The sequence below is a fragment of the Streptomyces sp. NPDC005181 genome, from assembly GCF_040608395.1.
Lineage (GTDB): Bacteria > Actinomycetota > Actinomycetes > Streptomycetales > Streptomycetaceae > Streptomyces.
Genome location: NZ_JBEXID010000027.1, coordinates 76533 through 88989 on the forward strand (window position 1 = coordinate 76533; position 12457 = coordinate 88989).

Consider the following 12457-nt stretch of genomic DNA (forward strand, 5'->3'; position numbering starts at 1 on the left):
GTGCGTAGGCGCGAACTGCCTCGTCATTCTGCGTCGGTCGGGCCCCCAACAGCCAGCTTTCGCCCGCGTCGATTCGGCCCTATTGGGGGCGGAGGCCGTCGAACGTGATGTTCAGATGGCGGGGGCCGCGCAGGACCGCGTTCTGCCGGTAGGGGGGAGGGTCCTCCACCAGACGAGGGTTGTCGAGCCTGCGGGCCAGCGCGGTCAGGGCGAGCTGCGCCTCCAGCCGGGCGAGCGGTGCGCCGAAGCAACTGTGGATGCCGCTGCCGAAACCTAGGTGCTGGATGTCCTTGCGGTCAGGGTCGAACCGCTCAGGGTCCTCGAAGCGCTCCGGGTCCCGGTTTCCGGCGGCCAGGACGAGCCAGATCGACGAGCCCTTCGGGATGGTGACCCCGCGGACCTCGATGTCCGCGATGCACGTGCGCTGCGGCACCAACTGCACCGGCGGCTCGTAGCGCAGCAGTTCCTCGACAATGCCGACGGCGAGGCGCGGGTCGTCCCGGAGCCGCTGGAGGACCTCCGGGTGGCGCAACAGCGTGAGCATCCCGTTGGTGATCAGGTTGACCGTCGTCTCATGGCCGGCGATCAGCAGCAGGGCCGCGGTGCTGAGCACCTCCATCGTCGTCATCGGACCATCCGGTCCATGGCTGGTCACCAGCTCGGAGAGCATGTCGTCACCGGGTGCCTTGCGACGCTCCTCGACCAGCCCGGCCAGATACATGCCCAGCTGCATCCGGGCCTCGCGCGTGACGCGGTTCCGCTCGGTCAGGTCGTCGCCCGGAGCCGGGTCCAGGCCGGCGGCGAGGGTGTCCGCCCACGAGTGGAAGCGCGCCTCGTCCTCCCGCGGCACCCCGAGCAGCCGGCAGATCACGGTCACGGGAAAGGGGTACGAGAACTGGTCGACCACATCGATCCGGTCCGCGTCCCCGAAGCCGGCAATCAGGTCCGAGATGATCCCGTCGAGCTCGTCGCGCATGGCGTGGACACGCCGGGGGCTGTGCGGTGGGCCGAACGGACGGTTGGTCATCCGACGCAGCCGGTCGTGCTCCGGAGGGTCGAGCCGCAGGAAGCTGGGCGGCAGAGCCGTCTCCTCCTCCTGCTCGGGCAACTCGTCGCCGCCGTGCGCGGTCAGATTGGAGGCGTCGGAGCTGATCCGCGGGTCGTGGAGCAGGCTCTGGATGTCCCAGTACGTGCTGATGACGAATGGGCCGCCGTCCTCTTCTTGCAGCACCGGGGTCTTGCGGAGTTCCGCGTACAGCGGATAGGGGTTGGCGCGGTTGGCGTAGTCGGTGATCTGGCGCAGGAGCGGGGCTTGCGTCATGGCGGGTCCTTGGGGCGTGGGAGCAGGAGGGGCCGTTTCGACCTCGGGCAGCGGGCTGTCGCGCGCCCCGCCCGCGGTCAGGAGTGAGCCGGCTTGAAGACCAGCCGCCGGTCGGCGGGCGAGTAACCGCTGAGGGTGACGGTCGGCCCGTGTGTGGGCAGCGAGGGGTCCGGGAAGTCGGCCGGGACGGGCTGCCTGCCCTCCGGACGGCGGTCCACGGTGAGGAACGCCGGTGGGAACGGCGCGGCCGTCTCGATCAGCCCCTGGTAGAACTGCAGCCAGCGTGAATTGTCGAAGGTGACCGCACCGATGACGCGGCCCTTGTAGCCGTACGCACCGGTGAAGCGGCGTTCGGCGACCGACCCCTGCGCGATGAGGATCTCCTCGCCCATGGACGGGACGCCGACCGACTTGATGTTCACCCCGAACTGGGACGACCAGAAGGCCGGGACCCACATGTGCGGACGACGGTCCGTGCTGGCACTGATCATGTTGTGCGCCGCCACCTCGGCCTGTGTGACGGCGTTGCCCCAGTGTTCGAGGGAGAGGAACTGGTAGTTGAACAGCGGATGCGGGGACCGCGCCACATCACCGGCGACGAAGACGTCGTCGGTCACAATGCCCCGGAAGTCGAAGGCCCGGCATCCCGCGTCGCAGGCGATCCCGCGGGGTCCTGCACCGAGCCCGGATCCGGCCAGCCATTCGGTGTTGCGGGTCGCGCCGAGCGAGACGACCACCACGTCCGTCTCGACGGTGCTGCCGTCGGACAGATGAGCGGCGCGCACCCGCCCCGCCGAGTCGCCCTCGAGGCCGGTGACCATGACGCCGGTGCGCAGGTCCACCCCGTTCTCGCGGTGCAGCTCCGCGGCCACCGCACCGACCACCCCGCCGAGCGCGCCCACCAGGGGCGCGTCGGCGCGTTCCGCCACCGTGACGTTGAGATCACGCGCACGGCAGGCGGACGCGATCTCCGAGCCGGTGAAGCCGGCACCGATCACGAACACCCTGCGGGGCGCGTCCTTCAGCCGCCGCTGCAGCCCGGCCGCGTCGTCGCGCGTCCGCAGGACGAAGACGCCGTCCAGCTCGGCCTCCGCCTCGTGCGGCCACGGCCGGGCCCGTACACCGGTCGCGATGAGCAGCCGGTCGTACTCCACCTCGTCGCCGTCGGCCAGCAGCACCCGCTTGGCCGCCATGTCCAGCCCGGTCGCCGCGACACCGAGCCGCCACTTCGCTTCCACCGATCGGCGCCGGGGCAGCTCGGTATGGTCCGGCGACGCCTTGCCCAGCAGCACCGACTTGGAGAGCGGCGGCCGGTCGTACGGCTCGTACGGCTCGTCACCGATCATGGTGAGCGAACCTTCGAAGCCCTCGTCGCGGAGTGTCTCGGCCGCCCGCAGGCCGGCCAGCGAGGCGCCCACGATCACGATCCGGCCCTCGCGCCTGAGCCACTCCAGGAATGTGTCAGTGGCCACGGGACTCCTCCTCGCCCCGCGCGGCCGCCCTCTCACCCGGTGCGTCCAGTGCGTCGATCAGAATGGCCTGGACAGGGCACGCCGCCACGGCGCGCGCCACGTTCTCGCGCTGCTCCTCGTCGGCCCGTGGGTTGTAGGTGAGCGCCTCTTCGCCGTGCAGGGCGAAGACATCCGGCGCGAGGAACGCGCACTGCGCGTATCCCTGACATTTGTTGAGATCGACGACAAGCCTCATCGACGCTCCGCCCCTTCCGGCAGCCTGGTCCGGCACCGTCCGCGCATTCTCGGCGGGCGCGTGGACGGCGATCATCTCCCCCACGCCAGCATCGAAGGACCGGTGGGGGCAACGCTCGCCCAGGCGGGCCGAAGGGGTGAGCGTCCCCGGAACTGCGGGACTGCAGCCGCGGTCAGGACGCCTTCGCGGCATCGGGCCCGGGGGCGCGGCTGGCCACGAGAATGTAGATGCTGACGATCAGTGACCAGAGCGGGAAGACCAGCTCGCACCAGGCGATGGCGGCCGCCACGAAGAGCAGCGTCAGGGCGACGAGGAGGCCCAGCAGGGCAAGCCACCGGGAGAAGAACCCGAGGCGATGCCCCAGGGCCGAAGTCGTGAGCGTGAACACCGCCGCCATCCGCATCGAGTAGTCCGTCATCAGCGTGTACGCGAAGTGGCGGCCGAAGTCCCAGGACGGCAGCCCCGGGTCGTTCCCGGACGGATTTCCGACGGACAGCACGCCCGCTGCGGCCGCGGCCGCCCCGAACATCGAAGCCACGAAGATCAGACCGCTGCCCAGGAAGACGGTGGCGACGAACTTGTCCTCCGCTTCCCCGACGTGCGCGCGCAGCACGCCCACGAACCACAGAAAGAAAATGCCTGCGAAGGGGACGAGCGCGAGCGCCGTCTTCACCGCGTTCCGGCGCGAGGAGTCGTTGAACCCTCCGGCCGTGACCGCGTCGGCGCCTGCGGGGATCGCCAGCCGGATCATGATGATGGCGGCCGCGAGCAGTATCGCGAAGACGACCCCGGCCAGTCCTGCCGCCCGCGGAGTCTGCAGCGCCTGCCCCTTCGTCCTCTGTGTCTCCATGAGCGCTCGTTTCCTCTCCCGAGGGGACCCTGGGACCAGCAAGCAGCCCCTTGCGCGGTCGCGCCACCGGGAGGCGGCTGAACGGCAGCCCGACGTACCCATCGAGAGAGCGGGGAGCGGAGCGGGACATTCGGGCCCGGCACCGCAGCCTGGACGTCGGGCATTGGCACCCTCTGCCTCAACCGGACGCGGCCGGCCACGGTGCGACCACCGGGCGGAGGGGCTGAGGCGTGGCTCGCCCCTCCGACTCGTCTCCCGTTGCGCGGGGGCCCGGGGCATTTCTGCCTGAGCGCTCGCCGGGTTCACCTGACGCCCGCATCCTGCTCACCAGTTGGGTGAGCGTGAGCGGCGTGCCCAATATCGCGCGGGCCGGACGACGCCGACGGGGCTGGGGGCGTGACGTGTGGCAACCCTCGGCCGGGGCGGGCACCAGCCTCTGCTGCCGTCGCCCGATGTCGCGGGCCAGAGCATCGCGGAGCAGGGGCAGGTGTGCGGATACCGCTGCGAGGCAGTCGTGCTCGTCCCGGCAGGCGGGGCATGAGGTGAGGTGGGCGCAGACCTGAGCGGCTTCTTCGGGCGCGAGCGTGTGGAGTGCGTATCCGGCCAGCAGCTCACGGATCGTGCAGCATTCCTGGGGTGAGGTGAACATGAGCGGGGTTCCTCTCCGTGCAGGGGGGTCCGCGCGGTCGGCGCGGCCACGGGGTTCAGACGCGGACGTCATCCTGGGATCGCTGGGTGACGTCCACGGCGGACGTTGTCTGATCGGCGGTGTTGTCCTGAGGGGGATGGGTTCGCCTTCGATGTGCGCACGAGCCTCATGGGGTTCGGTAGCAGAGCTCGTGCCCTGGCGAGGAACAGCAGCAGGATGATCGAGAAGGTTCAGTCATGGACCAGGGGATGCAGTGGGCGCCTGGCACCGTCGCACCGGGGGTTGCGCGACGGCCGTTGTCCGGGCCTGTGGCGCTGTTGCACGGCTTCCTCCTGCGCTGGTCAGGCGTCGCGGCGCTTGAGGAGCCAGGCGGCGATGACCAGGAGGGCAGCTGCGTATCCGGCGAAGAGTGAGAGACCTGTCCAGGGGGCCATCGCGGGATCGGGGACGACGGAGAGCACGGCTTGTCCGGCGTTACTGGGCAGGTAGGGGTTGACGTGCTGGGCCCAGTCGGCCGGAAGCAGCGCTCCCAGTCCGGGCAGGACGAGCAGGATGCCCACCAGTGTGGCGATGGCTCCCGCAGAGTTGCGGATAATGGCGCCCAGGGCGACGCCGAACAGTCCGACGACGGTGAGGTAGAGGGCGGTACCGAAGACCACACGGGTGACGCCGGGGTCGGAGAGATGCGCGGCCAGGTGAGCGGAGGACAGGACCGCCTGGCCACCGAAGAAGGCGGCGAAAGAGGCCGCGGTCATCAGGACGAGGACGACGCCGGTGAAGACGGCTGCCTTGGCCACCAGTGCGGGCAGCCGCCTGGGGACGGCCGTGAGCGTGGCTCGGATCATTCCAGTGGAGTACTCGCCCGTGAACGTCAGGACGCCGAGGACTCCGACGGCCAACTGCGCGGGCCGGAACATGCTCAGGCTGACCTCGGCTCCGTTGAAGTCCGCCAGTTCCCGCGCGTCGAGGTGGCCTGCCCGCAGATGACTGACCAGCATGCCCAACCCGACCATCGCGGCCACGGCGGTCAGCAAGGTGATCGACGTGGAGCTCACGGTGCGGAGCTTGATCCATTCGGACTTGAGGACCCGCAGCAGGGTCACCTTGCCGGGGCGCACTGTCGCGCCGAGCGGGCGCGTGAGGGTCGTGGTCATGACGCGCTCCTTACTGCGACCGGCTCGTCGGCGGTGGTGGCGCGGTACTCGACCGCGTCCCGGGTCAGCTCCATGAACGCCTCCTCCAGGGAGATCCGCTGGGGAGAGAGTTCGAGCAGGGTGAGCCCGTGGTCGGCGGCGGTGAAGCCGATCTGGTCACTCGTCAGGCCGACTACGTCCAAGGTGTTCGGCGCGCAGGTGGTGAGGGTGACGTCCGGACCGGCCAGCAGACCTTTCAAGCGGTCCATGTCCGGGCAGCGCACGCGCACCACGGTGCGGGCCGCGCCGCGGATGAATTCCTCGACCGAGGTGTCGGCGATGAGCCGGCCGCGGCCGATGACGACAAGATGTTCGGCGGTGAGCGCCATCTCGCTCATCAAATGCGACGAGACGAACACCGTGCGCCCCTCCCCCGCCAGGCTCTTGAGGAGATTCCGGATCCACCGGATGCCCTCCGGGTCGAGGCCGTTGACCGGCTCGTCGAGGATGACGGTGGCGGGGTCGCCGAGCAGCGCGCTGGCGATGCCGAGGCGCTGGCCCATGCCCAGGGAGAACCCGCCGGCCCGCTTGTTGGCGACCTCGCGCAGGCCGACGAGGTCGATGACCTCGTTCACGCGCCGGCGGGGGATGCCGGTGGTGGCGGCCAGGGCAAGCAGGTGGTGGTAGGCGGTGCGCCCGGTGTGGGTGGCGCGGGCCTCCAGCATCGCCCCGACCTCGTGCAGGGGCGCTTCGTGCTGTGCGTAAGGGCGGCCGTTGACGGTGACATGCCCGGCGGTGGGGGCGTCCAGGCCGAGGATCAGCCGCATGGTGGTGGATTTGCCGGCCCCGTTGGGACCGAGGAACCCCGTCACGATGCCGGGGCGGACCGTGAAGGACAGATCCTCGACGGCTGTTTTGTCGCCGTACCTCTTGGTAAGGCGGTGGGCTTCGATCATTGCGAAACCTCCGTTCACCACCTCACTGTCGCCCGTGACCGGCCCCTCGCACATCGTCCCCGCGCAGCGTTTCCCGGGTACCACGTCCGCGGTACCGGGCACATCGGCCTACGGCTGGGACAGAACGCCGCACGTACCCGTGCCGGCGATTAGACGGACAGTGACGGCCGACCCGGCTCCATCGCCGGGCTGACCAGGCCGCTCTGGTACGCGATGACCACGAGCTGGGCCCGGTCACGAGCCGCCAGCTTGGTCATGGCCCGGTTGACGTGGGTCTTGGCAGTCAGCGGGCTGATGAACAGGCGCTCGGCGATCTCGTCGTTCGACAGGCCCAGCGCGACGAGCCCCAGGACATCGCGTTCCCGCGGCGTCAGGCACTCCAGCCGCTCGTGCATGGCGGCCGGGCACGCTTCCGGCTGCGTCAGAAATCGCGTGATCAGCGCTCGGGCGGCCGACGGGCACAGCAGCGCCTCCCCGCCCGCGACCGTGCGGACGGCGTCGAGAAGCTCTTCGGGCCGCGCGCCCTTCCCGAGGAAGCCGCTCGCACCCGCACGCAGCGCCTCGGCGACGTACTCGTCGTCCTCGAAGGTGGTCAGGATGAGGACCTTCACCCCCGCGAGGTCCTCCGATTCGCTGATCAGCCGTGTCGCGGCGAGGCCGTCCATCTCGGGCATGCGGATGTCCATCAGGAGCACATCCGGACGCTGCGCATGCGCCAGCTCCACGGCCTCGCAGCCGTTGGACGCCTCGCCCACGGTCTCCATATCGTCCGCAGAATCGAACAGCATCCTGAAGGTGCCCCGTAGCAGGGCCTGGTCATCGGCGAGCAGTACGCGGATTGTCATACCCATCTCTCCTCGGCAGTCCGTCCGTTGCCGAACCGCCCGTTGCCGTTCCGGCTCGCAGGGGCAGATCGGCGGTCACAGCGAAGCCGCCCTGCGGGCGGGCTCCCGCGTACAGCGTGCCCCCGACGATGGCAGCCCGCTCGCGCATCCCGATCAGCCCGTGGCCGGTCCCCTGGTGGGGTCGGTGGTGGTGTGGTCCGACGCATCCGTCGTCCTCGACGGTGATCGTCAGCCATTCGGGGCGGTAGTGCAGGAACAATCGGGCGTGGTCCGCACCGGCGTGCTTGTGCACATTGGTCAGGGCCTCCTGCACAATGCGGTATGCGGCCAGGTCCACCGCCGGCGCCAGCAGTTCAGTGATACCGCGCTGACTGTGCCTGACAGCCAGGCCGGCGCCTTCGAACGACGCGAGCAGGTCCGGCAGCTGTGTCAGACCCGGCATCGGATCACGCGGCGCCGCCGGATCATCGGTCTGTCGCAACAGGCCCACGGTCACCCGTAGTTCGTCCAGCGCCGACCGGCTGGTGTCCCGGATGTTCTCCAGGGCGGCGACTGTCTGCTCCGGCTGCCGCTCCGCAAGGTGGACGGCGACGCCTGCCTGAGCGTTGATCAAGGCGATGTGGTGCGCGACGACGTCGTGCAGCTCGCGCGCGATCCGGACCCGCTCGGCCGCCACCCGCTGCTGTGCCTCCTGCTCACGGGTCCGCTCCGCGTGCTCCGCCCGTTCCTCCACGGCCGACACATAGGCACGGCGTGACCGCACCGCGTCGCCGATGGCAGCCGCCAACGCCGTCCATGCCAGCATCACCGCCTTCTCCGGCTCCAGCCACGATCCCGGGGCGAACACCAGGGCCGCCCCCACCAGGACGGCGGCCGCGGCCGCCGTCGTGGTCCAGGTGGTGCGCCGGTCGGTCCGCACGGCCACGGTGTAGACGGACACCACGACCGGGCTTGTCACCAGCGGACTCTCCCGGAACCCGAGTACCTGAAAAGCCACCCCGCAGCCAACCGCGACAGCCAGTACGCCGAACGGGTGACGACGTCGCCACATCAACGCCGCGCAGCCGACCGCCGCCAGCACCACGCCCGGCCACCGGAACGAAATCCGGTGCTCGTCCGGCACCACTGCAGACGCCACGACCGACAGCCCGAACAGCACGGCCGACAGCAGCGCGTCCACCGCACCGGGCCGGGCTCGTGCTTCCCGCCTCCAACCGTTGATCACTGCCATCTCACCACCGTAAGCGCGGTGACCGGGCCAGGCATTGTCTCGGTTCGGCAGTGCAGCTCCCCGAGCACACCGCTGCTGTGCGGGCGGGGCCATGGAACGGCGCGTCCTTGAACCGGATGGCCGCGAGCGTCGGCGCAGACCTGTTCCGCAGGATCGTGGGCGCCGCTCCGGACGCCTGTCGCGAGGAGAGCGCCGTCGGCCCCGACCGGAGCGCCGGTTGCCGGCGGTAGGTCCCGTCGGCGAACCGGCGGCAGAGCACTCGCTCTCTGCCGCCGATGCCACGGGTGGGCAGTGGTGGTGCGTCAGCCGTGGTAGGTGATGTAGCCGTTGCGGTCGGGATCGGAGCCGGTCTTGGTGTAGGGGTGGACGTCCGCCCGGTTGCCGGACGGCTTGTACAAGTAGATGGTGTCCTTGTCGTTGTTCCGGATGAAGTTGCAGTTCTGGCGGTAGACGACGTTCTTGGCGTCGGAGCCGGTACCGTGGCCGCCCCGCAGCTTCACGTAGTCACCGGGCTGAAGGTAGTGGTTGGCCGAGAAGGTGAAGCGATTGCCGGTGTCGTCCTGGACGACGTAGCCCTTGAGATTGATGGTCGCCTTCGACGAGTAGTTCTTGATCGTCAGGTACTCGTCCTTGGTGTTCCCGGTGGAGCACTTGTTGGAGTCCGAGCCGGGCGCGTCGTACTGGACACCCTTGACCGGCCCTGCTCCACGTACGTACCGGACCACCCGTATTGCATGGTGATCACTGGTACCTCCTCGCGCTCGACCGGAAAGGCGTCAGGCCTTCACGACCTTCAGGCCGCTCCGGCCGACGACCGTTACCTCGTACGGCCGGTCCGTGTCCGCCGTGACACGGACCCCGTTGCCCTCGCGGACCACCTCGTACGTCGCGGCGGGCGCGCCCGTGAGGTCGGGGACTGTCACCGTGCGGGTGAAGTCGCCGATCCCCTCGGGGGCGTAGACCCGCAGCTCCAGGTTGTTCGGCCAGTCGCCGTCGGGGCGGGAGGTGTCCGCGCCCAGGGCCAGGACCGCGCCGGGGCGGACCAGCAGCGGGAGGCTGTCGAAGCCGTGGATCTCGTGGTGCCAGGCCGGACCGGTGACCGTTTCGCCGGTCAGGAGGTGGGTCCAGGTGCCTTCGGGAACGTAGTACTCGACCTGGCCGTCCTCGCTGAAGACCGGGGCCACCAGGAGGTCCGGCCCCAGCAGATACTGGCGGTCCACAGTGCGGGTGGCCGGGTCGTCAGGGAATTCCAGGAGCATGGGGCGCATCGTCGGGACACCGGTGCGATGGGCCTCGACGGCTGCCCCGTACAGGTACGGCATGAGGCGGTGCTTCAACTCGGTGAACTGCTTGGCGACCTCGACCGCCTCGTCGCCGAACTCCCACGGAACCCGGTAGGACGAGGATCCGTGCAGGCGGCTGTGCGAGGAGAGCAGGCCGAAGGCGAGCCAGCGCTTGAAGACGGCCGGGTCGGGGGTGCCCTCGAAGCCGCCGATGTCGTGGCTCCAGAAGCCGAAGCCGGACAGGGAAAGCGAGAGTCCGCCGCGCAGGGACTCAGCCATCGCGCCGAAGGAGGACCAGCAGTCGCCGCCCCAGTGGACGGGGAACTGCTGGCCGCCGGCGGTGGCCGAGCGGGCGAAGAGAACCGCGTCGCCCTGGCCGCGCTCCTTCTCCAGGAGTTCGAAGACGGCCTTGTTGTAGAGATGCGTGTAGTAGTTGTGCATCCGCTCCGGGTCGGAGCCGTCGTGCCAGACGACGTCTGTGGGGATGCGCTCGCCGAAGTCGGTCTTGAAGCCGTCGACGCCCTGGTCGAGGAGGACCTTCAGCTTGCTCTGGAACCAGGCGGTCGCCTCGGGATTGGTGAAGTCCACCAGCGCCATGCCGGCCTGCCAGCGGTCCCACTGCCAGATGTCGCCCCCGGGCGTGTGCACGAAGTAGCCCTTCGCCGCACCCTCCGCATACAGGGCGCTCTTCTGCGCGATGTAGGGGTTGATCCACACGCAGATCTTCAGGCCCCGCTCCTTGAGCCGGGCGAGCATGCCGACCGGGTCGGGGAAGGTCTCCGGGTCCCATTCGAAGTCGCACCACTGGTACTCGCGCATCCAGAAGCAGTCGAAGTGGAATACCGACAGCGGGATGCCGCGCTCGGCCATGCCGTCCACGAAAGAGGTGACGGTCGCCTCGTCGTAGGAGGTGGTGAACGAGGTGGTCAGCCAGAGGCCGAACGACCAGGCCGGGGGCAGGGCCGGACGTCCGGTGAGTGCGGTGTAGCGGGTCAGGACGTCCTTGGGGCTGGGGCCTGCGACGACGAAGTACTCCAGCGTCTGGTCCTCGACGCTGAACTGCACCTGGCCGACGGCCTCGGAGCCGACCTCGAAGGAGACCTTGCCGGGGTGGTTGACGAAGACGCCGTAGCCGCGCGAGGAGAGATAGAACGGGATGTTCTTGTACGCCTGCTCGCTGCTGGTTCCTCCGTCCGCCTGCCACATGTCGACGACCTGGCCGTTCTTGACGTACGGGGTGAAGCGCTCGCCCAGGCCGTGGATGGTCTCGCCGACTCCGAGGGCGAGCTGGGCGAACATGTGGTGGCCGCCGTCCTCGACGGTGGCGAAGGCGGTGCCCTTGCGTCCGGCGGAGGTCAGCACGTGGCCGTCCGCATCGAGGAATTCCAGGCCGAAGGCGCCCTCGGTGGGCACCCGCAGGGTGAGGGGGCCGCTGGTCAGTTCGGCGGCCGGGCCCTCCGTACGGATGGTGGCGGCGGCCGCCTCGGTCGCACCCGGCAGGGCGAAATCGGGTCCGGGGTGCCGCTTGCCCGCGTGGTGGGTGACGCGCACACCGATGACACCTTCGGCGGCCGCGTATGCCTCCACCGTGATCAGGGGCGCGTTGAGGGTGTCACCGCGCCGTTCGACGCGCTTGACGGCGGCGTAGGCGGTAAGGCGGTCGGCGGCGAGCTGGAGATCGCGGATTTCGGTGGCATACGAGGCGTGCACATCGTCTCGCATCTGCCAGAAACCGTCGGTGAACTTCATGGGGGTCTTCCTTAGCCGGTCAGGAGTGCGTGTTCAGAAGTGACGGGGTGGCGCGGTCGAGGACGGAGCTCACCCGGCTCCAGGTGGCCGTGTCCCGCGGTACGACGAGGAAGTCGTGCGGGAGGCGGACGGCTGCGGTGGTTGCCGCGGTGGCCGGTTGGTTGTCACGCAGCCATGTCCACTCGGCGTTCTCGGGATCGCCCTCGCGGCCGGTCAGGGTGTGCGGGGCTCGGCCCACCACGAGCAGCCGGCCGGTCGGCGCGTCGACGAGCGCGGCCTCGGCGGAGTGGGTGGAGCTGTCCGCTCCGATGCCTGCCGATATCGGTGCGGTGGCCGCTTTCGTGGCTGGCCGCGGCGGCATGACGTACCTCGTTCCTATGAGTCCCGATTTTGATCGTACACAAAACAAACCTCTTGTCGAAGCGCTTCGACACGGGCGCAAGTACCCTTCCACTCCGGCCCCGATCGGGCTCCGGACCTCCTGGGCAGCAGTCATGTTGCCCCTATGTGACGTGTGTGTCACAGGACCGGTCTAGAAACGAACGCCAAGATGCCGTATTAGTACTGCCAGACAACAAATCAATCGTTCGGCGGTGCAGCCGTCCGGGCCCTTGTCGACAAAAGGCAGACCATGTCGAACCGCTTCACCCCTACCTCCGCGGACAAGTTCACCTTCGGTCTCTGGACCGTCGGCTGGCGCGGCAACGACCCCTTCGGTGACGCCACCCGTCCC

The 12457-nt window shown here is 69.4% G+C and carries 11 protein-coding genes and 1 pseudogene; all 12 read right to left on the reverse strand.

All coding sequences use genetic code 11. The features are described from left to right. Positions 1–79: 79 nt before the first annotated feature. A complete protein-coding gene (locus tag ABZV38_RS19345) occupies positions 80–1321 on the reverse strand; it encodes a cytochrome P450 (RefSeq protein ID WP_356328475.1) in 1242 nt (413 codons plus the stop codon). 77 nt (positions 1322–1398) lie between these two features. Continuing rightward, positions 1399–2793, reverse strand: coding sequence for an FAD-dependent oxidoreductase (locus tag ABZV38_RS19350; protein ID WP_356328476.1), 1395 nt, complete (start codon positions 2791–2793; stop codon positions 1399–1401). Next, positions 2783–3028, reverse strand: a complete 246-nt coding sequence (locus ABZV38_RS19355) for a ferredoxin (RefSeq protein WP_356328505.1) — start codon at positions 3026–3028, stop codon at positions 2783–2785. The genes ABZV38_RS19350 and ABZV38_RS19355 overlap by 11 nt, the downstream gene beginning before the upstream one ends. Positions 3029–3200: 172 nt before the next feature. Then, positions 3201–3878, reverse strand: coding sequence for a hypothetical protein (locus ABZV38_RS19360; RefSeq protein ID WP_356328478.1), 678 nt, complete (start codon positions 3876–3878; stop codon positions 3201–3203). Positions 3879–4056: 178 nt separating this feature from the next. Continuing rightward, entirely contained in the window at positions 4057–4599 is a 543-nt protein-coding gene (locus tag ABZV38_RS19365; RefSeq protein WP_356328480.1) for a zf-HC2 domain-containing protein, read from the reverse strand. A gap of 269 nt (positions 4600–4868) precedes the next feature. Further along, positions 4869–5681 carry an ABC transporter permease gene (locus ABZV38_RS19370; protein ID WP_356328482.1) on the reverse strand — a complete coding sequence of 271 codons (813 nt, stop codon included), beginning with the start codon at positions 5679–5681 and terminating at the stop codon, positions 4869–4871. After that, the gene (locus tag ABZV38_RS19375) at positions 5678–6616 is read right to left on the reverse strand and encodes an ATP-binding cassette domain-containing protein (RefSeq protein ID WP_356328484.1); all 939 of its coding nucleotides are present in this window, start codon (positions 6614–6616) and stop codon (positions 5678–5680) included. The genes ABZV38_RS19370 and ABZV38_RS19375 overlap by 4 nt, the downstream gene beginning before the upstream one ends. Before the next feature lie 149 nt (positions 6617–6765). Beyond that, entirely contained in the window at positions 6766–7461 is a 696-nt protein-coding gene (locus ABZV38_RS19380; protein ID WP_356328486.1) for a response regulator transcription factor, read from the reverse strand. Beyond that, positions 7433–8692: a sensor histidine kinase gene (locus ABZV38_RS19385; protein ID WP_356328489.1), complete on the reverse strand. Its 1260-nt coding sequence runs from the start codon at positions 8690–8692 to the stop codon at positions 7433–7435. The genes ABZV38_RS19380 and ABZV38_RS19385 overlap by 29 nt, the downstream gene beginning before the upstream one ends. Positions 8693–8994: 302 nt before the next feature. Continuing rightward, positions 8995–9417: a lamin tail domain-containing protein gene (locus tag ABZV38_RS19390; protein ID WP_356328491.1), complete on the reverse strand. Its 423-nt coding sequence runs from the start codon at positions 9415–9417 to the stop codon at positions 8995–8997. 51 nt (positions 9418–9468) lie between these two features. Continuing rightward, complete coding sequence (gene yicI, locus ABZV38_RS19395; protein ID WP_356328493.1) at positions 9469–11724, reverse strand: alpha-xylosidase; 2256 nt, start codon at positions 11722–11724, stop codon at positions 9469–9471. Positions 11725–11830: 106 nt separating this feature from the next. Continuing rightward, positions 11831–12085, reverse strand: a pseudogene (locus tag ABZV38_RS19400) (hypothetical protein); the annotation flags it as partial. Positions 12086–12457: the final 372 nt, after the last annotated feature.